The organism is Mesorhizobium australicum WSM2073, from assembly GCF_000230995.2.
Classification (GTDB): domain Bacteria; phylum Pseudomonadota; class Alphaproteobacteria; order Rhizobiales; family Rhizobiaceae; genus Mesorhizobium; species Mesorhizobium australicum.
The window spans coordinates 4554861-4576283 of the sequence record NC_019973.1 but is presented as its reverse complement, the minus strand read 5'-3'; the positions used below and the strand labels follow the sequence as shown (position 1 = coordinate 4576283).

Genomic DNA, 21423 nt, shown 5'->3' with positions numbered 1-21423 from the left:
CTAGGGGAACTCAGGCCATGGCAACAGCAGCGGCGGCGTCCAACAAATTCGAATCCTTCTTCGAAACCACTTTGGAAGATGCCGATCCGGAGATCTTCGGCGCCATCCGCAACGAGCTCGGTCGCCAGCGCCACGAGATCGAACTGATCGCCTCCGAAAACATTGTCTCGCGGGCCGTGCTCGAGGCGCAGGGGTCGATCATGACCAACAAATATGCCGAGGGCTATCCGGGCAAACGCTACTATGGCGGCTGCCAGTTCGTCGACGTGGCCGAGGAACTGGCCATCGAGCGTGCCAAAAAACTGTTCGGCTGTAACTTCGCCAACGTCCAGCCGAATTCCGGCAGCCAGATGAACCAGGCGGTGTTCCTGGCGCTGCTGCAGCCCGGCGACACTTTCATGGGCCTCGACCTAAATTCCGGCGGCCATCTCACCCATGGCTCGCCGGTCAACATGAGCGGCAAGTGGTTCAAGGTCGTCTCCTATGGCGTGCGCAAGGACGACCATCTGCTCGACATGGATGCCATCGAAAAGACCGCGCACGAGACCAAACCGAAGCTGATCCTGGCCGGCGGCACAGCCTATTCGCGCATCTGGGACTGGAAGCGTTTTCGCGAGATCGCCGACGCCGTCGGCGCCTATCTGATGGTCGACATGGCGCACATTGCGGGCCTCGTTGCCGGCGGTGTGCATCCCTCGCCCCTGCCGCACGCCCATGTGGTGACGACCACCACGCACAAATCGCTGCGCGGCCCGCGCGGCGGCATGATCCTCTGCAACGACGAGGATATCGCCAAGAAGATGAACTCGGCGGTGTTCCCCGGCCTGCAGGGCGGACCGCTGATGCATGTCATCGCCGCCAAGGCGGTGGCCTTCGGGGAAGCATTGAAGCCAAGCTTCAAGGTCTATGCCGAAAGCGTCGCCGCCAACGCCAAGGCGCTTGCCTCCAGCCTCAAGGAAACGGGCCTCGACATCGTCTCCGGCGGCACCGACAACCACCTGATGCTGGTTGATCTCAGGCCTAAGAACGCCACCGGCAAGCGCGCCGAGGCGGCCCTTGGCCGCGCCAACATCACCTGCAACAAGAACGGCATCCCCTTCGATCCAGAGAAGCCCTTCGTTACCTCTGGCGTGCGGCTCGGCACGCCCGCCGGCACCACGCGCGGCTTCGGCCAGGCCGAGTTCCGCGAGATCGGCAAGCTGATCGCCGAGGTGCTGGATGGGCTCAAGGTCGCCAATTCCGACGAAGGCAATGCCGCGGTCGAGGCGGCGGTCAAGGCCAAGGTCGTCGCATTGACCGATCGATTCCCCCTCTATCCCTATCTCGGTTGACCCCTTATCTCGGTTGACCGGGCGCGAAGCGTCATCTTTTATCCACCGGCATCGCGTCACCCCTGATCGGGTGACGCATCGAACCGGAGAATTGATGATGCGCAATTTCTGTCTTGCTTCTCTCGGCGCCTTCGGTTGGCTGGCCGCCTGCGGCCCCGTTTTGGCGCAGACGCAGCCCGCCGCGGACATGCCTGCCACCAGCACTTTCGGCCGGTGGACGACCATGGTCGATACGCTCGACACCGGCCAGGACGCGCACAAGACCTGCGCGGCTTCCACAGCCTTCTTCGATGCGAGTGGCAATTCGGGCACGCTGACATTGTCGATCTCGACCGGCGACGCGCTGCCGCCCGATGCTTATCCGGCAATCTTGATCACCATCGACAACAAGAGCCTGCTAACCGGCAAGAAGATCGCGGCGACTTTCGGCGATCCCGGCGTCAAGGTTTCGACGACTGTCTATTCCAATGACGCCGTCAACGGCCGTCCGAGCTGGACGATTGACAACCAGGCCAAGACCAGTCTTGCGCTGCTGCGGGCCATGCGCCAGGTTACCTCGCTCGATGTGGCTTTCGGCAAGCAGGCTGTCGCCAGCATTCCGATGGACGGTTTTACAAAGGCCTATCGCAATCTCGGCGCGTCTTGTGGCTTTCCAACCAAGGACGTGGCGCCATAGCGGGCTGGCCGGCGCAACTGCTTGCCGTGCTGGCAATCTTCCTCGCGCCTCGCTATCTCTGAGGTACGGCAGGCCGTGGAAAAGCGGAACTGCTTCAATCCGCACTGGAAAGGTTCTAAGCCTTTCACCCCACCAGATTCGCGAACCCAAGGCTCTCCATGCGCTGTCCCTATTGCCAGTCCGAAGATACGCAGGTGAAGGATTCGCGCCCCGCCGAGGATGGCGCGGCGATCCGCCGGCGGCGTGTCTGCCCCGATTGCGGCGGCCGTTTCACGACGTTCGAGCGCGTGCAGTTGCGCGACCTCGTCGTGGTCAAGAAGTCGGGACGAAAAGTGCCGTTCGACCGCGACAAGCTGTTGCGCTCGGTCGAGATCGCGGTGCGCAAGCGCAATGTCGATCCCGAGCGCATCGATCGCGCGGTGACCGGGATCGTGCGCCAACTGGAAAGCTCCGGCGAAACGGAAGTGGCCTCGGGCGAGGTCGGCCGGCTGGTCATGGATGCGTTGAAATCGCTCGACGATGTCGCCTACGTGCGCTTCGCCTCGGTCTATCGCAATTTCCGTGAGGCCAAGGATTTCCACGAGCTGCTCGGCGAGCTGAAGGGGGACGAGGAAAAGAGCGAAGAGGACGCCGGCTGAGCATGGCAGCACCGCAACGCAGCGAGGCCGAACAAGCGGCCCTTGACCGCCGTTTCATGGCCGCGGCCTTGCGGCTGTCGCGCAAGAACGCCGGACGCACCTCGACCAACCCTTCCGTCGGCACGCTGATCGTGCGCGATGATGGGACCGGGCCGATGATCGTCGGAACCGGCGTCACCGCCGTCGGCGGCCGGCCGCACGCCGAGACCGAGGCGCTTGCCGAGGCCGGCGAACTCGCGCGTGGCGCCACCGCCTATGTCACGCTCGAGCCTTGCGCCCATCACGGCCGCACGCCGCCTTGCGCCAACGCGCTGGTCAGTGCCGGCATCGCGCGTGTCGTGGGTGCGGCCAGTGATCCCGATCCGCGGGTCTCCGGCAAGGGTTACGCCATCCTGCGCGAGGCCGGTGTCGAAGTGGTCGAAAAGGTCCTCGCCACGGAAGCTGCCGAACAGATGGCGGGCTATTTGATTCGCTCTCTGAGAAAACGCCCGGAAGTAATTCTGAAGCTTGCGCTTTCCAGCGACGGCAAGATCGGCAGGGAAGGCGCCGGCCAGGTCGCGATAACAGGCGACATGGCGCGCCGCGAAGTCTACCTCATGCGCGCCGAGGCGGACGCCATCTTGGTCGGCATCGGCACGGCGCTGGAAGATGATCCGGCGCTGACGGTGCGTTTGCCCGGACTGGAGAACCGCTCGCCGGCACGCATCGTGCTCGACCGCCAGATCAGGCTGCCGGAGGGCTCGAAGCTGGTGTCGGGCGTTGATCGCGTACCTCTTTACGTGGCGGCTTGCCTGGAGGCCGACCCGCAGCGCCGGGCCGTGCTCGAGCGCGCCGGCGTGCGCTTCATCGGTACGGAGACGCACGAGGGCGGCGTCGCGTTGCCGGAGCTGCTCGAGGATTTGGCGGCGCTTGGCATGGCAAGCGTGCTGGTCGAGGGCGGCGCCAAGGTGGCGAGCGCCTTCCTGGCCGACGGGCTGGTCGACCGCATCGTGCTGTTCCATGGTCCGGAAGCGATCGGCCAAGATGGCATTGCATCGCCTGTCGACGCTGACCATGTCCCGGTGGGTTTTCGCAAGCTGCGCGAGATGCGGTTCGGCGAAGACGGTTACGCCGAATGGATCAGGGATTTTCAGGGATAGCGATCGATGTTTACCGGGATTGTCACCGATATCGGCACCGTGGCCGCCATCAAGCCGCTGCGGGAAGGGGTGGGACTGCGCATCGACACCGCCTATGATCCCGAGACCATCGCCATCGGCGCGTCGATTTCCTGCGGTGGCGTCTGCCTGACGGTCACGGCTTTGCCCGACAGCGGCTCGAACGCGCGCTGGTTCGAGGTCGAGGCCTGGGAGGAGGCGCTCAGGCTGACCACGGCGTCCGGTTGGAAGTCCGGCACCAGGATCAATCTGGAACGGGCGCTGAAGATCGGCGACGAGCTTGGCGGCCACATCGTTTCGGGCCATGTCGACGGCACCGCCGAGATCGTTGAACGCCGGGATGAGGGCGATGCGGTGCGCTTCACACTGGAAGCGCCGCGCGATCTGGCGAAATTCATCGCGCCGAAAGGCTCCGTCGCGCTCGATGGTACCTCGCTCACGGTCAACAGGGTCGAGGGCACCCGCTTCGACGTGCTTCTGATCCATCATTCGCTGACCGTCACCACCTGGGGCGAGCGCAAGGCAGGCGACCGCGTCAATCTCGAGATAGACACCATGGCCCGCTACGCTGCCCGGCTGGCGGAGGCCGCGAAAGAGGGGCTTTGATCGCCTGCGGGACAGTCCGACCCACGGCAATCTGATACGCGTCGGGCAATCTTCCGCTTGCGATCAAACCGGCTTCGGCCTAAGTCACCGGCGACTCCGGAGACATCTATGGCTGGCACATCCCAACACGGCAAGGCGTTCATTCGTCCCAAGAAGAAGGCTCACCTCCTCGTCATCGAGGCGCGCTTTCACGACGACCTTGCCGACGCACTGCTCGATGGCGCGACAAGCGCACTCGACGAAGCGGGCGCGACTTACGACGTCGTCACTGTTCCCGGTTCGCTTGAAATTCCCGCGGTGATCACCTTCGCGCTCGACGGCATGGCCGAAGGCGGGACGGGCTATGACGGCTTTGTCGCACTCGGCACCATTATCCGTGGCGATACCTATCATTTCGACATCGTCGCCAATGAATCCAGCCGTGCGCTCATGGACCTGTCCGTGCAGGACTCGGTCTGCATCGGCAACGGTATCCTGACCACCGAGAACGATGCGCAGGCGTGGACGCGGGCCAAGCGCTCCGAAGGCGACAAGGGCGGCTTTGCCGCGCGCGCGGCGCTGACCATGATCGCGTTGAAGGAACAACTGGGAGCGCAATCGTGAGCGAACCCGCTTCGCCCGGACAGCCCGCGGTGCGCCACGCCAACAAGCGCGGCGCTGCCCGTCTGGCCGCCGTGCAGGCGCTCTATCAGATGGATGTCGCCGGCAGCGGCGTGTTCGAGATCACCGCCGAGTACGAGGCGTTCCGTCTCGGCAAGGAAGTCGACGGCGCGCTCTATCGCGAGGCGGACGCGCAGTGGTTTCGTGCCATCCTGACCGGGGTCGTCGAGAACCAGAAGACCATCGATCCGATCATCCGCCAGGCCCTGACCGACGACTGGCCGCTGTCGCGCCTCGATTCGACGCTCCGTGCCATTCTGCGCGCGGGCGTCTACGAACTGATGAAGCGCGAGGACGTTCCTGTCGCGGTCATCGTCACCGAATATGTCGACATCGCCAAGGCCTTCTACGAGGAAGACGAGCCGAAGCTGGTCAATGCCGTGCTCGACCGCGTGTCACGCCGGGTGCGTGGCGAGGGACGCGGCAAGGACGCTTCGTGACCGCCATCGCCGTCGAGGCGGGCAAGGAGGCGCGGCGCACCGCGCTGATCCTCGCCGCCTCGCAGGCGATCATCGGCTCGGCGGCTCCCATCGCCATTTCCATGGGCGCGCTGGCCGGGCAATATCTGCTCGGCGCCGACAAATCCCTGGCGACCGCGCCGATCACCGGCTTCAATCTCGGTGTGGCGCTAGGCGCCTTGCCCGCGGCCGCCATTATCCGCTGGCTGGGGCAGCGTGGCGGTTTCATGACCGGAACCGTGGTCACCGCGCTCGGCGGGCTGGTCGCCACCCTGGCTTTATTCCACGGCAGCTTTTGGCTGTTCGCGTTCGCGCTGCTCGTCATCGGTGTCGGCGGCGCCTTCGTCCAGCAGTTCCGTTTTGCCGCGGCCGACAACGCGCCGCCGGCGTTCAAGGCCCGCGCCATCTCCTTCGTGCTCGCCGGTGGCATCATCACCGCCATCCTCGGGCCGCAGATCGTCATCTTCACGCGCGAATTATTCGCACCAGTCATGTTTGCCGGTTCCTTCGCCTCGATCCTGCCGCTGGCGGTTGTCGGCGCCGTCATCCTGTCGTTCCTTCGTTTGCCGTCGAGGACCGCGAGCAAGGTGGACGTTGCCGACGGCGATGCCCGACCCCTTTCCGAAATCGTCACCAAGCCGCGTTTCGTCGCGGCGCTCTTCTGCGCCGTCGGCAGCTATGCGCTGATGAGTTTCGTCATGACCGGCGCGCCGCTCGCCATGGTGGGCTGCGGCCTGTCGGAGGACGATGCGACGCTGGGCATCTCCTGGCATGTCATGGCGATGTTCGGGCCGAGCTTCTTCACCGGCTCGCTGATCCATCGCTTTGGCGCCGAGCGCATTGTCGCCATCGGCCTGCTGTTGCTGATCGGCTGTGCCGTCGTTGCCTTGTCGGGCCTGGCGCTGTGGCAGTTCTGGACGGCGCTGATCCTGCTCGGCCTCGGCTGGAATTTCAGCTTCATCGGCGCCACCGCCATGGTGGCGGCCAGCTACCACCCTTCCGAAAAGGGCAAGGTGCAGGGCTTCCACGACTTCGTCCTGTTCGGCTCCGTCGCCTGTGCGTCGCTGATGTCGGGCATGGTCTACAACGCCTGGGGCTGGACCATGCTCAACTGGATGATCTTTCCCGTCGCCGCACTTTGCTTCGTGGCACTCGGCGCGCTGAAGATCACAAGCTTGCGGCCGGCTTGACGCGAATTTGAAAGCTATGCGTCCGGCGGCAGAACCTGAAGCACCCGCGCTATGAACATATGGAACTCAGCCATGTAATTGCGCAGGAAATCCTCAGTGGATTCAACCGTCACCTCGCCGTCATCCGTGATCAGTCCCGGCGTGAACTGGATATAGGCTTCGGGCGCATTCATCTGCGGTGAGTTGCAGAAACTCAGCACGCTGCGGAGGCTTTGTTGGGCGACAGCGGTCGCGATCGCGCCCGGCGATGTTCCGATGACGGCCGACGGTTTGCGCGCGAATGAATTCTTGCCGTGGGGGCGGCTGGCCCAGTCGATCGCGTTCTTCAGTCCGCCGGGGATCGAGCGATTATACTCCGGGGTGACGAACAGCACGGCCTGGACGGAGGCGATCGCCTTTTTGAAAGCCTGGGCGGCCGGCGGGAAATTGGCGTCGTAGTCGTAACTGTAGAGAGGCAGATCCTTGAAGCCGATTTCCGTCATTTCGAGCTCGGGAGGGGCAAGTTGAACAAGCGCCTTCGCGAGCTTGCGGTTGATGGATGCCTGGGCAAGGCTGCCGATGAGATAACCGACCTTGTGTATGGCCATGACACGCTCTCCGTGTTTGCCGCCACCCTCGTGGCATTATTCACCCGATAGCGGCCAATCGCCAGCCCGCTGTTGCCGCCAGGCCCAAATCGGCGCGTCCGGAACAAAAATATTGCGCTGGTCCCCCTTCTTATGAAACCGTGTGCCCCGACTGGCCGTTGAAGCCATGCTCATATGCGGCCACCGCATTCCGGTTCACAGCAAGGGGTTTCACAATGTTTTCAGTCAAGGTTCTGGCCAGCGCGGCTATGGCGCTCGCCATCACGGCGGCTTCCGCGAGCGCTCAGGTTGTCGTCTCCTCGAAGATTGACACCGAGGGTGGCGTGCTCGGCAACATTATCCAGCTCGTCCTCAACGCCAACAACATCAAGACCACGGACCGCATCCAGCTCGGCGGCACGCCCGTGGTGCGCAAGGCGATCACCGCCGGTGAGATCGACATCTATCCCGAATACACCGGCAACGCCGCCTTCTTCTTCGAGAAGGCCGATGATCCCGTGTGGAAGGATGCCGCCAAGGCCTATGAGACGGCCAAGAAGCTCGACTACGACGCCAACAAGATCGTCTGGCTGTCACCGGCGCCGGCCAACAACACCTGGGCGATCGCCCTGCGCAAGGAAGTGACGGACGAGAACAAGCTCGTCACGCTGTCGGACTTCGGCAAATATGTCGCCGGCGGCGGCAAGGTGGTCCTGGCGGCCTCCGCCGAGTTCGTCAATTCGGCGGCAGCCCTTCCGGCCTTCCAGACTACCTACGGCTTCACGTTGAAGCCGGACCAGCTGATCACCCTCTCTGGTGGCGATACGGCGGCAACCATCGCGGCCGCCGCCAACCAGACCAGCGGCGCCAATGCTGCCATGGTCTACGGCACCGACGGGGGCATCGCGCCATCGGGCCTCGTGGTGCTGACTGACGACAAGGGCGTGCAGCCGGTCTATCAGCCGGCGCCGATCATCCGCGAGGCGGTGCTGAAGGAGCATCCCGAGATCGAAACGCTGCTGAAGCCGGTCTTCGCCAAGCTCGATCTCGTCACGCTGCAGGAGCTGAACGGCCGCGTGCAGGTCGGCGGCGAGCCGGTCAAGGGCGTCGCCGAGGACTTTTTGAAGAAGAACGGGTTTTTGAAATAGCGACGCGTCGATAGCGACGTCAGGGCGAGGCGCCTTATGACCCCGCGTTTCGATAAGCTCGGCGTGGTCATCGCTGCACTCGCTGCTTACGCCGCGTTTCTCGCGCCGTTCGCCACCTTCCGCGCGAACCGCATCGTTCCCGGCCAGGCACGCTCTATCGTCGAGGCGCTGCCGCAGGCGATAGGGCCGTTGCTGCTCGCAATCATTGTCGTGGCGGCAATCATCGCGCTGCTCAAAACGCCGCTCGTCTTGCGCCTTGCAGCGAGCGTCGTGACGCTTGTCGCGCTGGCGCTGCTCATCGGCGTCGCCGGCACATTCCTCACTCCAGCCGGCAATACCTTTGCTCGGGTCTCGCCGGCATCCGGCTTCTGGATTCTCATCTTCGCCTTCACGCTTTTGCTCGCCGACGTGCTGACCCGGCTCAACCTGTCGCCCTCTGCGCGCGTCGGCGTGCTTGTCGTTGCGGCGCTGGCCATCGGCTTGCTGCTGATTTCGGGACGCTGGGACAGCCTCTCGATCCTCAAGGAATACTCCAACCGCGCCGACAGCTTTTGGGCCGAAGGCTCCAAGCATGTGACTCTTGCTCTCGGCTCGTTGCTTGCCGCCGTGATCGTCGGCCTGCCTCTCGGCATCCTGTGCCACCGTGTCGAGAGCCTGCGGGCCGGCGTCCTCAACGTCTTGAACATCATCCAGACCATTCCCTCGATCGCGCTGTTCGGGCTGCTGATCGCGCCGCTTGGCTGGGTCGCGGCCCACGTTCCGGGAGCCGCCGCGCTCGGTATCAGGGGCATCGGCACGGCGCCCGCCTTCGTCGCCCTGTTCCTCTATTCGCTGCTGCCGGTGGTGGCCAACACCGTGGTCGGCCTTGCCGGCGTGCCGCGTGCCGCCAATGACGCGGCGCGGGGCATGGGCATGACGGACCGCCAGCGCCTTTTCGGTGTGGAGTTTCCGCTGGCCTTTCCGGTGATCCTCACCGGCATCCGCATTGTGCTGGTGCAGAATATAGGCCTTGCCACCATCGCCGCGCTGATCGGCGGCGGCGGTTTCGGCGTGTTCGTCTTCCAGGGTGTCGGCCAGACGGCGATGGATTTGGTGCTGCTTGGCGCAGTGCCGACCGTGGCACTCGCCTTTGCCGCCGCCATCATCCTCGACGCCGTGATCGAAATGACCGCCACCAAGCGCAGGGTTGAAACGGCATGATCGAAATCGAAGGCATCACCAAGCGCTATGACGCGACCACTGTCGTCGACGACGTCTCGATGGTCGTCGAGCCGCGCACGGTCTGTGTCATTGTCGGCACCTCGGGCTCCGGCAAGACGACTCTGCTGCGCATGATCAACCGGCTGGTCGAACCAACCGCCGGCGTCATCAAGCTCGATGGTGCCGACAATCGATCGGTGCCGGGGTACGAACTGCGCCGCAGCATCGGCTACGCCATCCAGGGCCACGGCCTGTTTCCGCATCGCACGGTGGCGCAGAACATCGCTACCGTGCCGGTGCTGCTTGGCTGGGACAACGCACGCATCAAGTCCCGCGTCGACGAGCTGATGACGCTCTACCAACTCGACCCCCAGGAATTTGGGCCGCGCTACCCGCATGAACTGTCCGGCGGCCAGCAGCAGCGCGTCGGCGTTGCCCGCGCGCTCGCCGCCGAACCCAACGTGCTGTTGATGGACGAGCCGTTCGGCGCACTCGACCCGATCATCCGTACCAAGGCGCAAGAAGATCTGCTGGCAATCCAGAAGCGCTTCGGCACCACCATCATCCTCGTCACTCATGACATGGAGGAGGCCGTGCACATGGGGGACAAGATCGCGGTGATGGATGCCGGCAAGCTCGTGCAATATGCAAGGCCGGCGGAGATCCTGGCGAACCCGGCCAGCAGCTTTGTCGAAACCCTGGTCGGAGCCAGCGAAAAACCATTCAGGCTGCTGTCGCTGGGGCGGGTACGCGATGCGGTGGAGCAGGGCGGTGCCGAAGGCGAGGCGATCCCCGGTGACGCCAGCCAGCGTGACGCGCTCGCGGAACTTCTCTGGTCCGGCAGGCCGGCGCTGCCGGTGAAGGGTGCCGACGGCCAGCCGATCGGCCGCGTTACCGTGGACGGACTGGTCAAGCGCGCGGCGAGGCCGGCATGAAGGCCTGGCTGCCGCTGCTGCTCAGGCTTGCGCTGGTGGTGTTGCTTGTTGCCTTCATCACCAGTCCGGGGTGGTTCGAGCCGTTGCTGAAGCCGCTGACCGAAAACAACGCTCCCGTAATCTACAATCAGGGCAGCCTGCTGACGCTGACGCTGCTGCATCTGCGCACCGTGTTGATCGCGACCGTCGCGGCCACCATCGTCGCGGTGGCGCTCGCCATCCTCGTCACCCGGCCGGCTGGCGTCGAATTTCTGCCGTTGTCGCGCAGCCTGGTCAACATCGGCCAGACCTTTCCGCCCGTGGCGGTGCTGGCGCTCGCCGTGCCGGCAGTCGGCTTCGGCGAGAAGCCGACGCTGATCGCGCTGTTTCTCTATGGACTGCTGCCGATCTTCGAGAACGCACTGACCGGGTTGACGACGCTGCCGGCTAACGTCGTCGAGGCGGCGCGTGGCGCCGGCATGACCGGCTGGCAAAGGCTCACCAAGGTCGAGTTGCCGCTCAGTGCACCGATCATCCTTGGCGGCATAAGGCTCTCCGTGGTGATCAGCCTGGCCACGGCCACCATCGGCTCGACGGTGGCCGCCAAGACACTCGGCGAGGTGATCATCGCCGGCCTGCTATCCAACAATCTCGCCTTCATCCTGCAGGGCGGCCTGATCGTGGCGGCCCTTGCCGTGCTGATCTATGACGGACTGTCGGCGGTAGAGCGCTATACGGCGCGCCGGATGGGCCGCGAAGCGGAATGATCCTCGGGGAGACCGGAGGTCTTGCCCTGGATGGTTCCCTAGCGTGATTTCAATCGATCTAAATCGAAGGCCCTTTCGGCTCTGCCGTCGCGGGTTTTGTCTTTTGGGCGAAAGCCGGGCAAAAACCGAACAATATCTTGACGTTCGCGGCCCTGTTTCGCATACACCGATGCGAAGAGGTGGATTCCGCGCGCGGAATCCGGTCTTTGTCTCAACGGCCCAGGGAGGGGTTCTTTTGGGCCAACAATCGAGGAAAATTCGGCAATGACCATTATTTCCGCCGTCATCGCCTGCGGCCTGCTTTCAATCCTATACGCCATCTGGGCGACACGTTCGGTCCTCGCGGCCGATCAGGGCAATGCACGCATGCAGGAAATCTCCGCCGCCATCCGCGAAGGCGCCCAGGCCTATCTGGCGCGCCAATACACCACCATCGCCATCGTCGGCGTGGTCGTGCTCGTGCTCGCCTGGTGGCTGCTTTCGATCACCGCCGCCATCGGCTTCCTGATCGGCGCCGTTCTGTCGGGTGCCGCCGGCTTCATTGGCATGCATGTTTCGGTGCGGGCCAATGTACGCACCGCGCAAGCGGCTTCCAACAGCCTCGCCGCCGGCCTCGACATCGCTTTCAAGTCGGGTGCCATCACCGGCATGCTGGTGGCCGGCCTCGCTCTGCTGGGCGTCTCCATCTATTATCTCGTCCTGACCCATTTCATGGGTCTTCAGCCCAACGATCGTATCGTCATCGATTCGTTGGTCTCGCTCGGCTTCGGCGCCTCGCTGATCTCGATCTTCGCCCGTCTCGGCGGCGGCATCTTCACCAAGGGTGCCGATGTCGGCGGCGATCTGGTCGGCAAGGTCGAAGCCGGTATTCCGGAGGATGATCCGCGCAACCCGGCCACCATCGCCGACAATGTCGGCGACAATGTCGGCGATTGCGCCGGCATGGCCGCCGACCTGTTCGAAACCTATGCGGTGACGGTTGTCGCCACCATGGTTCTCGCCGCCATTTTCTTCGGTGGCACCGCTGTCCTCGGTGCGGCGATGCTGTATCCGCTCGCCATCTGCGGCGCCTGCATCCTGACCTCGATCGTCGGCACCTTCTTCGTCAAGCTCGGCTCCAACGGCTCGATCATGGGCGCGCTCTACAAGGGCCTGATCGTGACCGGTCTGCTGTCGATCGTCGGCCTCGGCGTCGCCACCTCGGCCACGCTCGGCTGGGGCGAGGTCGGCACCGTCGCCGGCATGACGATCACCGGCAAGAACCTGTTCATCTGTGGCCTGATCGGCCTCGTGGTGACCGGGTTGATCGTGGTGATCACCGAGTACTACACCGGCACCAACAAGCGCCCGGTCAACTCCATCGCCCAGGCGTCGGTGACCGGCCACGGCACCAACGTCATCCAGGGCCTCGCGGTCTCGCTGGAATCGACGGCACTGCCGGCAATCGTCATCGTCGGCGGCATCATCGCCACCTACCAGCTCGGCGGCTTGTTCGGCACGGCGATCGCCGTCACCACCATGCTCGGCCTCGCCGGCATGATCGTGGCGCTCGACGCCTTCGGTCCGGTCACCGACAATGCCGGCGGCATTGCCGAAATGGCGGGCCTTCCCAAGGAAGTGCGCCACTCCACCGATGCGCTCGACGCCGTCGGCAACACCACCAAGGCGGTGACCAAGGGCTACGCCATCGGTTCGGCCGGCCTCGGCGCGCTGGTGCTGTTCGCAGCCTACTCGAACGACCTGAAGTTCTTTGCCGCCAATGGCGACAAATATCCCTACTTCCAGGGCATGGGCGAAATCTCCTTCGATCTCTCCAACCCTTACGTCGTCGCCGGCCTGATCTTCGGTGGCCTGATCCCGTATCTGTTCGGCGGCATCGCCATGACGGCGGTCGGCCGCGCGGCGGGCGCCATCGTCGAGGAGGTGCGCAAGCAGTTCCGCGAGGATCCGGGCATCATGGCCGGCACCTCGAAGCCGAACTATGCGCGCGCGGTCGATCTCCTGACCAAGGCGGCGATCCGGGAGATGATCATCCCGTCGCTGCTGCCTGTGCTGGCGCCGCTCGTCGTCTATTTCGGCGTGCTGCTGATCTCGGGCTCGAAGGCGTCCGCCTTCGCAGCGCTCGGCGCCTCGCTGCTCGGCGTCATCGTCAATGGCCTGTTTGTCGCCATCTCGATGACCTCGGGCGGCGGCGCCTGGGACAACGCCAAGAAGTCATTCGAGGACGGGTTCACCGACAAGGACGGCGTCAAGCACCTCAAGGGCTCCGAGGCACACAAGGCTTCGGTGACCGGCGACACCGTCGGTGATCCCTACAAGGACACCGCCGGCCCGGCGGTCAACCCGGCGATCAAGATCACCAACATCGTAGCGCTCCTGTTGCTGGCCGTGCTCGCGCACGGCTGAGCGGGAGCAGTTGAAAAAACCCGCGGGGAGCGATCCCCGCGGGTTTTTTCATGTCAGCTGACTGGTCGCTTGGTCCGGCATCTGGGCGCCGCGTGCGCGACAGCCGCTATTCTCCGGTTTCTTCCCGCTTGCTGCCTCTGCGGTACATAGCCAACAGATCATCCACGGTCGGCTCCCGTTCAGGCATGGGCGGCAGGCCGCGTACCTTTCGAAGCATGGAGACAAAAGCACCGCGTTGGTATTTGCGGCGAAACTCGACGGATCTCGGATGAATGCCGCATGCAGCCCAAACTCTTCGTTTCAGATAACTGGATTTCTTCAGGCGAGACGGCACCGCCGCTGCGGCAAGAACCTTGACACGCAGGTCGTCCGGTATGCGCATGCGGTCGATGAGTTCCTCCTGCTCCATTGCCGTGTCATCAAGATAACTGCCGCTGCGCTGGCCGGAGAAGATACTCAGCACCGTCAGGTGCGGCATGGTCGCGATCACGGCTCCCTTTCGCCAGGCCCGGAAGAGCCAGTCCTGCGAACTTTCGCATGAGCATTCGCTGGCAGGCCGCCAGGGGCCGAGCCAGTCCAGCGACGCCCGCCTGACCACCTGTGCCGATCCGTATCCGGCCGTGACGACGGGATCGTAAAAACCGTCTTTGCCCATTCCGTAAATCGAGGTCTTGAGAGCATCGTCTCTCGTCCGCACCGGTTCGATGATGGCGCCACGAGCGATGACGACATCCGCGCCGGTCGCATCGATCCATCCCGTGGTTGCCGCCAGATGATCCGGAAACCAGAGGTCGTCGTGATTGAGCACGGCGACAAGCCGGCCGCGCGCCCTGGCAAAACCGATATTATTGGGGCCGGATTGCTCGCCGAAATTGACGGGCAGGTCGATATAGAAGATGCGCGGATCGCCGAATTCGGCGATGATCGCCGGTGTCTCAGGGCGACAGTCGTCGCCGATCACCAGAATTTCAAAATCCTGCAGGGTCTGGCGCAAGACGCTGAACAGCGTCTGTCGCAAGGCTGCGGGACGATTGTGGGTGGCGATCACCACCGAGACGAGCGGCACGCGCTGCCCTGTTGCATCGAACAAGCGCGATCCTTCCACGCTACACCAGCTTGTAGGGGATTTGTTCGGTGTCCGGTGGCAGGCGCCAATGGTCGGGCGCGTCGTAGGCATAGGCCTTGTCGACGAGATTGAGCAGCAGGGCGATCTCCGGCCCGAGCGCCGTCACGCCGTGCCACACGCCTGGCGGGATTATGACGATCGCCGGCCGCAACGCGCCGAGTATCTTGTGCCACACCGTGCCGAAACTGGGCGAAGCCTTCCGGCCGTCATAGAGCGATATGCGGACGCTGCCGGCACAGCAGAAGAGCCGATCCAGCGTCACCCTGTGCGCATGCCAGCCGGTTACCGCGCCTGGATACATCGTGCGTTGAAACACCTGGCCGACAGGCGATGGATCAAGTCCCCACTCATCCCGAAAGACCTCGGTCAGATAGCCGTTGGATGTAGCGACCGGCCTGATTTCCTTGATTGTGACGCCATCGATCGACGGCGGATCGATGGCAAGCCAGTCTGATGTCACCGTCTGCCGGTCGGGTGTCCCGGTCGCCATCCAGCCAACCGGCATCGCATGGTCGTCACTGCTCATGTCCAAATCCCCCAGCCTGACGGTTTGATATGGGTTTGCCCCATCACTGGCAAGCCGGGCCCCGTTAACAAAAACCCGTGGGATCGCTCCCACGGGTTTTTGGTCGCCTGAGACATTTCTGTTCCCCAAAGTCAGGGAAGCAGGATTCTAGGGATCAGGGGGTGCCGCCGCCGGGAATGCCGGGCGCCAGCTTGCTGGCGCCGTTGATGATCTGGCTGAGGAAGTTCTGGTCCTTGCCGCCGGTTGGCGTGGTGCGCGAAATGAAGTCGAAGATCTTGCCGTCCTTCAAGCCGTAATTGGCGATCTGGGTGACGCGGCTGTCCGGGCCGAAATAGACCGCCAGCACTTTCTGGTCGACCAGCCTCGGCTTGTCGAACGCGACGTAGCGCTTGCGCGTCTGCGAAATATAGTAAAACGCCTCATTGTCGAAAGTCGCCGTGGTCGACGGCGTGCCGAGTGCAAGGAGCACCTGCTCGCGGCTGGAACCGACCGGCACGGAATCGATCGCCTGCTGATCGAGGACATAGCCTTGCGTGAACGTCTCGCTCGGACTGAGGTCGCCGATCATCTTGTTGGTGTGGCATGCCGACAGCGCCGCTACGATAGCCAGCAGCGAGATCGCGCCGGCAGCCCTGGAATTGAAACCCGACTTGAAATTCAGCGCGCGCAACAACAATTCTCCATTATATCGCCGCAACTTGCGCTGGGCCGCAAAACCGGTAAACCAGCTTGCTTGCCGATGCAACAAGGCCAATTCAACAAACGGTCCCCGGAGACCATCCCCATGTTCCAGCGCCTTTTTGGCCGCGAACGCCACGCCAACCGCGCCATCACCGACGCGCTTTACGCACAAATCGTGGCGGCGGCGCGGCAGACCGTTTTTTATTCCCACTGGAATGTGCCGGACACGCCGCTTGGCCGTTTCGAGATGCTTTCGCTGCACATGTTCCTGGTCCAGCACCGCTTGCGCGGCGAGGACGGTGTGGCGCAGGAGATCGCGCAGGTGCTGATCGACGAATTCTTTCTCGACGTCGATCATTCGCTGCGGGAACTGGGCATTGGTGACGTGGGTGTGCCAAAACGCATGAAGAAGCTGGCGAAGATGTTCTATGGCCGCACCGCCGCCTATGATGATGCGCTGGAACGAAACGACCATGACGGTCTGACCGCGGCACTTGCCCGCAATGTCCGTCCCGACGCCGGCGGCTGGCCGGAAGCGTCACGTTTGGCCGGGTATGTCGCCGACGCCAGCCGGCAACTGAGTGCGCAGCCGACCGAATCGATCGTTGCCGGCACTGTGGCGTTTCCCGTAGCCAACGGAGGCTGATCGATGAAACACGTGGATATGCAAAGTCCGGTATCCTTTTTCGCCAATGTCGCGCGTCTGCCGCACAAAGGGCTGCCGGTTGTGATCGAGGCCGATGCCGCGCAGCGCGCGGCACTTGCCGAGACCCATGGGCTGCTGTCGGTCGAAGCCTATCGCGCCGAACTGCTGGTTACGTCATGGAAGCGCAACGGCGTTAAGGTCAGCGGCCGTGTCGAGGCGGACATTACCCAGGCCTGCATCGTCACGCTCGACCCCATCGAAGCGCATGTTGAAGAGCCGTTCGAGGCGCTGCTCTTGCCCGAGGACTCCAAACTCGGACGGCAGGGATTCGAAGGTGGCGGCGAAATCCTGCTCGATGCCGACGGCCCCGACAGTCCCGAGACATTTTCGGGCGACACCATCGATGTCGGGGCACTTGCCGAACAGTTCTTCGGCTTGGCCATCGATCCGTATCCGCGCAAGCCCGGCGCCTCGATTGGCACCGATGACGACACCGGACCGGCCGAGAATGAATTTCAGCAAAAACTGCGATCCTTGCTGCGAAAATCCTGAAAACCTCGCTCGCGACGGAAAAGTCGGTTGTGCGACAGCCTAAAACCGCTATTTTCGCCGAACCTTTGCGATCACTAAAACGACTTGCCGCCTAACCGTGAGATGAATACCGCGTGATCAGGATTTCCATCGATGCCATGGGCGGCGATCACGGACCAGCCGTGGTCATTCCGGCGCTCATGACGGTCGCGACCCGCCGTCCCGACATCCGCTTCGTCATCTACGGACGTGAGGAACTGGTGCGCCCGGAACTCGCCAAATTCCCCAAATTGGCCGAGGTCAGCGAGTTCTTCCACTGCGAGATCGCGGTCAGGATGGATGACAAGCCGAGCCAGGCGCTGCGCCATGGCCGCTGGAAATCGTCGATGTGGAAGGCGGTCGAGGCGGTAAAGTCGGGCGCTGCGGATGCATGCATCTCCGCCGGCAATACCGGTGCGCTGATGGCGATGTCCAAATTCTGCCTGCGCACCATGGCGACCATCGACCGCCCGGCGATCGCGGCATTATGGCCGACATTGCGCGGCGAAAGCGTGGTTCTGGACGTCGGCGCCACCATCGGCGCCGACGCGCACCAGCTCATTGATTTTGCCATTCTCGGCACCGGCATGGCGCGTTCTGTGTTCGGCATCGCCCGACCCACGGTTGGCCTGCTCAATGTCGGTGTGGAGGAGATCAAGGGCCAGGAAGAGGTCAAAGAGGCGGGACGCATGTTGCGCGAAGCCAATATGGCCTCGATGAATTACCATGGCTTTGTCGAAGGCGACGATATCGGCAAGGGCACGGTCGACGTCGTCGTGACGGAAGGCTTTGCCGGCAATATTGCTCTCAAGACGGCGGAAGGCACCGCGCGCCAGATAGCTGGCTATCTGCGCGCCGCGATGAGCCGCACCCTGATGGCCAAGATCGGCTATGTCTTCGCCAAGGGCGCCTTCGACCGCCTGCGCGAAAAGATGGATGTCGGCCGCTCCAATGGCGGCGTCTTCCTGGGGCTGAACGGCATCGTCGTCAAAAGCCATGGCGGTGCCGACTCGGACGGTTTCGCCGCGGCGATCGAACTCGGCTATGACATGGTGCGCAACAATCTGCTTGATCGCATCGAGGCCGACCTCGACCTGTTTCATGCGCGCAACCCGCATGCCCTGACATCAAGGAAATCCGACGTCGTTACCGACGCAAGGGAATAGGAAAGAATTTTGATCAGATCAGTTGTGCGCGGCACGGGCGCCGCGCTGCCCCGCCGCATCATGAAGAATGCCGATTTTGAAGGTATGGTCGAGACCTCCGACGAGTGGATCGCTCAGCGCACCGGCATCCGCCAGCGCCATATCGCGGCTGATGACGAGACGACGGCTTCGCTGGGCGAGGCCGCGGCGCGTGCCGCCCTTGCCGATGCGGGATTGACCCCGGGCGATATCGATCTGGTCGTACTGGCGACCTCGACCCCCAACAACACGTTCCCGGCTACCGCGGTCGAGATCCAGAACCGGCTCGGCATGCAGCACGGTTTTGCCTTCGACATGCAGGCGGTATGCTCGGGTTTCGTCTATGCGGTGACGACAGCCGATCTCTACATCCGCGGTGGCCTTGCAAAGCGCGTGCTGGTGATAGGCTCGGAGACCTTCTCACGCATCCTCGACTGGAGCGATCGCTCGACCTGCGTGCTGTTCGGCGATGGCGCCGGTGCGGTCGTTCTGGAAGCCGGTGAGGGGGCCGGCACGATCGCCGATCGCGGCGTCCTGGCGGCCAGCCTGCGTTCCGACGGCTCGCACAAGGAAAAGCTTTTCGTCGACGGCGGACCGTCGACGACGGGCACTGTCGGTCATCTGCGCATGGAGGGACGCGAGGTCTTCAAGCACGCGGTCGGCATGATCACCGATGTCATCGAGGCGACCTTCTCGGCCGCCGGTATTACCGCCGACGATCTCGACTGGTTCGTGCCTCACCAGGCCAATAAACGGATTATTGACGCTTCAGCCAAAAAGCTCGGGATAGCTGAGCAAAAGGTGGTGGTGACCGTCGATTTGCACGGTAACACGTCGGCTGCTTCCGTACCGCTGGCGCTGTCGGTGGCCGTCGCCGACGGCCGCATCAAGAAGGGAGATCTGGTGCTCCTGGAGGCGATGGGCGGCGGCTTCACCTGGGGCGCCGTTCTGGTTCGCTGGTAAGTGCAGAACGGTCCGGTTTCGGTCCTTGACCTTGCCGGATCAATTACTTAGGCTCTGCCGTTGTTGTGCCGATTTTATGTTTGAGCTGATGGGACGGTCGCATGGGGGGAAAGACACTTACGCGCGCCGACCTTGCCGAGGCCGTCTACCGAAAGGTCGGTCTGTCGCGCACTGAATCCGCCGAACTCGTCGAGGCGGTGCTGGATGAAATCTGCGAAGCGATCGTGCGCGGCGAGACGGTGAAGCTGTCGTCCTTCGCGACATTTCATGTCCGCTCCAAGAATGAGCGGATCGGGCGCAATCCCAAGACCGGGGAGGAAGTACCGATCCTGCCGCGCCGGGTGATGACCTTCAAATCGTCCAACGTCCTGAAGAACCGCATCCTGCGTTCCCACCAGAACAGCAAGGCCAAGGGCGGCAAATAGCCTCCATTGCACGGTTGAAAACCGGCTCCGCGACAACGGCGGACTTGAATATTGCTTCACAAACCGCTGAAATAAGACCCGATTCGGCAGCATGGCCGGATGGGTGTTCTGGCTTGTGATCGATTCCGCACCTGCGGAACAAGCTCTTCTCATTGTTGAGCGGGATCTCGTCGGAGCACCGTTCCGGGCTACACGCCAGCGTGAGGATTTCGCCCATGGACAAGAGCCCTGACGCCTTCCGCACCATCAGCGAGGTCGCTGAAGATCTCGACCTGCCACAGCATGTGCTGCGTTTCTGGGAGACGCGCTTCAACCAGATCAAGCCGATGAAGCGTGGCGGCGGCCGCCGCTACTACCGACCGCAGGATGTCGAACTGATCAAGGGCATCCGCCATATGCTCTATGACCAGGGCTACACCATCAAGGGCGTGCAAAAGCTGCTGCGGGAAAACGGCAATCATTTCCTGGTCGCCATCGGCAATGGCGACATGGCCGCCGTCGAGGCGATCTCGCAGCGCAAGCAGGCCGATCAGGTGCCGTTGACGCCGGCAGCCCAGCCGCGCGGCGGAGATGACGAACTGGTTGGCCAGCCAAGGGTCAAGCCCAGCCGCCGCTTTTTCGGCCTGGGCAAGGGCGACGAGGAAGGTCCGGTTGCGCCGGACGCGTCGAAGCTCTCGCGTGACAACCGCGCGCTGCTGCAGGAAGCGCTGTTTGACCTCCTGGAATGCAAGCGCCTGCTCGACCAGGTGCGCTGACCGCCGCGAAGCGCTTTAAAGCCTCGAAACTGGAACTCGCTTTGGGGTGAGGCGTTAGGTTTCCTTCTGCAAGACAAGGAAACGCATGATGGCATCATTTTCGACCCTTTCGGACATCGACCTCGAAAAGCAGGTCGCGGCTCTCTCGAGGGAACTCGCCGCGTTGCGCAAGGCAGTGTCGAAGCGGGGTGGCGCTTACTATGAAGACGGCCGTGATGCTGCTCTTGATACGTATTCGGATCTTGCGGAGCGTCTGCGCGATGCCATGCCGGCAATCCGCAAACAGGGCAGGGTGATCGAGAAATCGGCACGCGAACATCCGGCGGCGGCCGCAGCGGTCGGTCTTGTCGTACTCGGTCTGGTCGCCAGCCTGCTGTTCAGCCGGCGCTGACTGCTACCCAAGAATTTCCAGAGAGAAAATGGCGGCTCGCCCTCCGGCGCGGCCGCTATTCCCATTGACGTCAGCGGTTTGCGATACCGCTCCGGAATCTGGCCGAAGCGCGTCGGCGTAGAGGCGCACGGCACCGCTGTGCTGCCGGTGCAGAAAGGCGGATCGATCGATCCGCCACAGCCGCTCGATTCCGCGGCGATGGCCGGGTTTGTCCAGTAGTCCCGGCCTGGCATTGTGACCAGGAGAAAACCAGCCTTGGACAAGAAGCCAGGGCTGGTCTTCTCGTTGCGGTGCTTAGGCCTTGTTGCCCATCTTCTTCATGTGATGATGGTGGTGGCGATGATGGTGACGGTGATGATGGTGGTGACGATGGTGATGATGCTTTGCCATTGAGGCCGCGTCCGCGCTTGTCGTGCCGACCACCGGCACCGCGAAAGCG

General features: G+C 63.3%; 25 protein-coding genes. 21 read left to right on the top strand and 4 right to left on the bottom strand.

The genetic code is table 11. The features are described from left to right. Window positions 1–17 precede the first annotated feature (17 nt). The 8 genes from glyA to MESAU_RS22085 all read left to right on the top strand — a co-directional run bounded on the left by glyA (window position 18) and on the right by MESAU_RS22085 (window position 6716). Entirely contained in the window at window positions 18–1331 is a 1314-nt protein-coding gene (gene glyA, locus MESAU_RS22120) for a serine hydroxymethyltransferase (RefSeq protein ID WP_015318249.1), read from the top strand. Between the two features lie 97 nt (window positions 1332–1428). Next, complete coding sequence (locus MESAU_RS22115) at window positions 1429–2007, top strand: hypothetical protein (protein ID WP_015318248.1); 579 nt, start codon at window positions 1429–1431, stop codon at window positions 2005–2007. 158 nt (window positions 2008–2165) lie between these two features. Beyond that, the gene (nrdR, locus tag MESAU_RS22110) at window positions 2166–2645 is read left to right on the top strand and encodes a transcriptional regulator NrdR (protein WP_015318247.1); all 480 of its coding nucleotides are present in this window, start codon (window positions 2166–2168) and stop codon (window positions 2643–2645) included. A 2-nt stretch (window positions 2646–2647) separates the two neighbouring features. Continuing rightward, on the top strand, window positions 2648–3784 hold the full coding sequence (gene ribD, locus MESAU_RS22105) for a bifunctional diaminohydroxyphosphoribosylaminopyrimidine deaminase/5-amino-6-(5-phosphoribosylamino)uracil reductase RibD (RefSeq protein ID WP_015318246.1): 1137 nt from the start codon (window positions 2648–2650) through the stop codon (window positions 3782–3784). Between the two features lie 6 nt (window positions 3785–3790). Further along, window positions 3791–4408, top strand: coding sequence for a riboflavin synthase (locus MESAU_RS22100; RefSeq protein ID WP_015318245.1), 618 nt, complete (start codon window positions 3791–3793; stop codon window positions 4406–4408). 108 nt (window positions 4409–4516) lie between these two features. Beyond that, window positions 4517–5011, top strand: coding sequence for a 6,7-dimethyl-8-ribityllumazine synthase (gene ribH / locus MESAU_RS22095; protein ID WP_015318244.1), 495 nt, complete (start codon window positions 4517–4519; stop codon window positions 5009–5011). Further along, on the top strand, window positions 5008–5508 hold the full coding sequence (gene nusB / locus MESAU_RS22090) for a transcription antitermination factor NusB (protein ID WP_015318243.1): 501 nt from the start codon (window positions 5008–5010) through the stop codon (window positions 5506–5508). Before ribH ends, nusB begins: the two co-directional genes overlap by 4 nt. Beyond that, the gene (locus MESAU_RS22085) at window positions 5505–6716 is read left to right on the top strand and encodes an MFS transporter (protein ID WP_015318242.1); all 1212 of its coding nucleotides are present in this window, start codon (window positions 5505–5507) and stop codon (window positions 6714–6716) included. The genes nusB and MESAU_RS22085 overlap by 4 nt, the downstream gene beginning before the upstream one ends. Window positions 6717–6730: 14 nt before the next feature. Here the strand turns inward: MESAU_RS22085 and MESAU_RS22080 are convergent, their stop codons facing one another. After that, window positions 6731–7303 (bottom strand): NADPH-dependent FMN reductase, encoded by a 573-nt coding sequence (locus tag MESAU_RS22080; RefSeq protein ID WP_015318241.1) that lies wholly within the window; start codon window positions 7301–7303, stop codon window positions 6731–6733. 215 nt (window positions 7304–7518) lie between these two features. Here MESAU_RS22080 and osmF point away from each other — a divergent pair, with 215 nt between their 5' ends. The 5 genes from osmF to MESAU_RS22055 all read left to right on the top strand — a co-directional run bounded on the left by osmF (window position 7519) and on the right by MESAU_RS22055 (window position 13717). Then, window positions 7519–8430, top strand: a complete 912-nt coding sequence (gene osmF, locus MESAU_RS22075; protein ID WP_015318240.1) for a glycine betaine ABC transporter substrate-binding protein OsmF — start codon at window positions 7519–7521, stop codon at window positions 8428–8430. A 36-nt stretch (window positions 8431–8466) separates the two neighbouring features. Continuing rightward, window positions 8467–9630 carry an ABC transporter permease gene (locus MESAU_RS22070; protein WP_015318239.1) on the top strand — a complete coding sequence of 388 codons (1164 nt, stop codon included), beginning with the start codon at window positions 8467–8469 and terminating at the stop codon, window positions 9628–9630. Then, window positions 9627–10565 (top strand): ABC transporter ATP-binding protein, encoded by a 939-nt coding sequence (locus MESAU_RS22065; protein WP_015318238.1) that lies wholly within the window; start codon window positions 9627–9629, stop codon window positions 10563–10565. The genes MESAU_RS22070 and MESAU_RS22065 overlap by 4 nt, the downstream gene beginning before the upstream one ends. Next, window positions 10562–11311, top strand: a complete 750-nt coding sequence (locus MESAU_RS22060) for an ABC transporter permease (protein WP_015318237.1) — start codon at window positions 10562–10564, stop codon at window positions 11309–11311. The genes MESAU_RS22065 and MESAU_RS22060 overlap by 4 nt, the downstream gene beginning before the upstream one ends. 264 nt (window positions 11312–11575) lie before the next feature. After that, window positions 11576–13717, top strand: coding sequence for a sodium-translocating pyrophosphatase (locus MESAU_RS22055; RefSeq protein WP_015318236.1), 2142 nt, complete (start codon window positions 11576–11578; stop codon window positions 13715–13717). 106 nt (window positions 13718–13823) lie between these two features. Here the strand turns inward: MESAU_RS22055 and MESAU_RS22050 are convergent, their stop codons facing one another. The 3 genes from MESAU_RS22050 to MESAU_RS22040 all read right to left on the bottom strand — a co-directional run bounded on the left by MESAU_RS22050 (window position 13824) and on the right by MESAU_RS22040 (window position 16039). After that, window positions 13824–14807 carry a glycosyltransferase family 2 protein gene (locus MESAU_RS22050; RefSeq protein ID WP_015318235.1) on the bottom strand — a complete coding sequence of 328 codons (984 nt, stop codon included), beginning with the start codon at window positions 14805–14807 and terminating at the stop codon, window positions 13824–13826. A gap of 16 nt (window positions 14808–14823) precedes the next feature. Further along, complete coding sequence (locus MESAU_RS22045) at window positions 14824–15369, bottom strand: dTDP-4-dehydrorhamnose 3,5-epimerase family protein (protein ID WP_015318234.1); 546 nt, start codon at window positions 15367–15369, stop codon at window positions 14824–14826. Between the two features lie 154 nt (window positions 15370–15523). After that, a complete protein-coding gene (locus MESAU_RS22040) occupies window positions 15524–16039 on the bottom strand; it encodes an outer membrane protein assembly factor BamE (RefSeq protein WP_015318233.1) in 516 nt (171 codons plus the stop codon). A gap of 114 nt (window positions 16040–16153) precedes the next feature. On the opposite strand from MESAU_RS22040, the gene MESAU_RS22035 reads away from it, so the two are divergent. The 8 genes from MESAU_RS22035 to MESAU_RS31300 all read left to right on the top strand — a co-directional run bounded on the left by MESAU_RS22035 (window position 16154) and on the right by MESAU_RS31300 (window position 21377). Then, window positions 16154–16696: a ubiquinol-cytochrome C chaperone family protein gene (locus MESAU_RS22035; protein ID WP_015318232.1), complete on the top strand. Its 543-nt coding sequence runs from the start codon at window positions 16154–16156 to the stop codon at window positions 16694–16696. A 3-nt stretch (window positions 16697–16699) separates the two neighbouring features. Further along, the gene (locus tag MESAU_RS22030) at window positions 16700–17248 is read left to right on the top strand and encodes a YceD family protein (RefSeq protein WP_015318231.1); all 549 of its coding nucleotides are present in this window, start codon (window positions 16700–16702) and stop codon (window positions 17246–17248) included. Between the two features lie 113 nt (window positions 17249–17361). Beyond that, window positions 17362–18432 (top strand): phosphate acyltransferase PlsX, encoded by a 1071-nt coding sequence (plsX, locus tag MESAU_RS22025; protein WP_041163469.1) that lies wholly within the window; start codon window positions 17362–17364, stop codon window positions 18430–18432. 9 nt (window positions 18433–18441) lie between these two features. After that, a complete protein-coding gene (locus MESAU_RS22020) occupies window positions 18442–19413 on the top strand; it encodes a beta-ketoacyl-ACP synthase III (RefSeq protein ID WP_015318229.1) in 972 nt (323 codons plus the stop codon). A gap of 101 nt (window positions 19414–19514) precedes the next feature. Beyond that, the gene (locus MESAU_RS22015; RefSeq protein WP_010915609.1) at window positions 19515–19838 is read left to right on the top strand and encodes an integration host factor subunit alpha; all 324 of its coding nucleotides are present in this window, start codon (window positions 19515–19517) and stop codon (window positions 19836–19838) included. Window positions 19839–20053: 215 nt separating this feature from the next. Next, complete coding sequence (locus MESAU_RS22010) at window positions 20054–20593, top strand: MerR family transcriptional regulator (protein WP_015318228.1); 540 nt, start codon at window positions 20054–20056, stop codon at window positions 20591–20593. A gap of 88 nt (window positions 20594–20681) precedes the next feature. Continuing rightward, window positions 20682–20984 carry an MDR/zinc-dependent alcohol dehydrogenase-like family protein gene (locus MESAU_RS22005; RefSeq protein WP_015318227.1) on the top strand — a complete coding sequence of 101 codons (303 nt, stop codon included), beginning with the start codon at window positions 20682–20684 and terminating at the stop codon, window positions 20982–20984. Window positions 20985–21239: 255 nt separating this feature from the next. After that, on the top strand, window positions 21240–21377 hold the full coding sequence (locus MESAU_RS31300; RefSeq protein WP_157163662.1) for a hypothetical protein: 138 nt from the start codon (window positions 21240–21242) through the stop codon (window positions 21375–21377). Window positions 21378–21423 lie beyond the last annotated feature (46 nt).

Excerpts from the sequence above, each read along its gene's own strand:
- glyA (WP_015318249.1), top strand. The coding sequence starts at position 18 with ATGGCAACAGCAGCGGCGGCGTCCAACAAATTCGAATCCTTCTTCGAA.
- MESAU_RS22115 (WP_015318248.1), top strand. The coding sequence starts at position 1,429 with ATGCGCAATTTCTGTCTTGCTTCTCTCGGCGCCTTCGGTTGGCTGGCC.
- nrdR (WP_015318247.1), top strand. The coding sequence starts at position 2,166 with ATGCGCTGTCCCTATTGCCAGTCCGAAGATACGCAGGTGAAGGATTCG.
- ribD (WP_015318246.1), top strand. The coding sequence starts at position 2,648 with ATGGCAGCACCGCAACGCAGCGAGGCCGAACAAGCGGCCCTTGACCGC.
- MESAU_RS22100 (WP_015318245.1), top strand. The coding sequence starts at position 3,791 with ATGTTTACCGGGATTGTCACCGATATCGGCACCGTGGCCGCCATCAAG.
- ribH (WP_015318244.1), top strand. The coding sequence starts at position 4,517 with ATGGCTGGCACATCCCAACACGGCAAGGCGTTCATTCGTCCCAAGAAG.
- MESAU_RS22080 (WP_015318241.1), bottom strand. The coding sequence starts at position 7,303 with ATGGCCATACACAAGGTCGGTTATCTCATCGGCAGCCTTGCCCAGGCA.
- osmF (WP_015318240.1), top strand. The coding sequence starts at position 7,519 with ATGTTTTCAGTCAAGGTTCTGGCCAGCGCGGCTATGGCGCTCGCCATC.
- MESAU_RS22070 (WP_015318239.1), top strand. The coding sequence starts at position 8,467 with ATGACCCCGCGTTTCGATAAGCTCGGCGTGGTCATCGCTGCACTCGCT.
- MESAU_RS22065 (WP_015318238.1), top strand. The coding sequence starts at position 9,627 with ATGATCGAAATCGAAGGCATCACCAAGCGCTATGACGCGACCACTGTC.
- MESAU_RS22060 (WP_015318237.1), top strand. The coding sequence starts at position 10,562 with ATGAAGGCCTGGCTGCCGCTGCTGCTCAGGCTTGCGCTGGTGGTGTTG.
- MESAU_RS22055 (WP_015318236.1), top strand. The coding sequence starts at position 11,576 with ATGACCATTATTTCCGCCGTCATCGCCTGCGGCCTGCTTTCAATCCTA.
- MESAU_RS22045 (WP_015318234.1), bottom strand. The coding sequence starts at position 15,369 with ATGAGCAGTGACGACCATGCGATGCCGGTTGGCTGGATGGCGACCGGG.
- MESAU_RS22035 (WP_015318232.1), top strand. The coding sequence starts at position 16,154 with ATGTTCCAGCGCCTTTTTGGCCGCGAACGCCACGCCAACCGCGCCATC.
- MESAU_RS22030 (WP_015318231.1), top strand. The coding sequence starts at position 16,700 with ATGAAACACGTGGATATGCAAAGTCCGGTATCCTTTTTCGCCAATGTC.
- MESAU_RS22015 (WP_010915609.1), top strand. The coding sequence starts at position 19,515 with ATGGGGGGAAAGACACTTACGCGCGCCGACCTTGCCGAGGCCGTCTAC.
- MESAU_RS22010 (WP_015318228.1), top strand. The coding sequence starts at position 20,054 with ATGGACAAGAGCCCTGACGCCTTCCGCACCATCAGCGAGGTCGCTGAA.
- MESAU_RS22005 (WP_015318227.1), top strand. The coding sequence starts at position 20,682 with ATGGCATCATTTTCGACCCTTTCGGACATCGACCTCGAAAAGCAGGTC.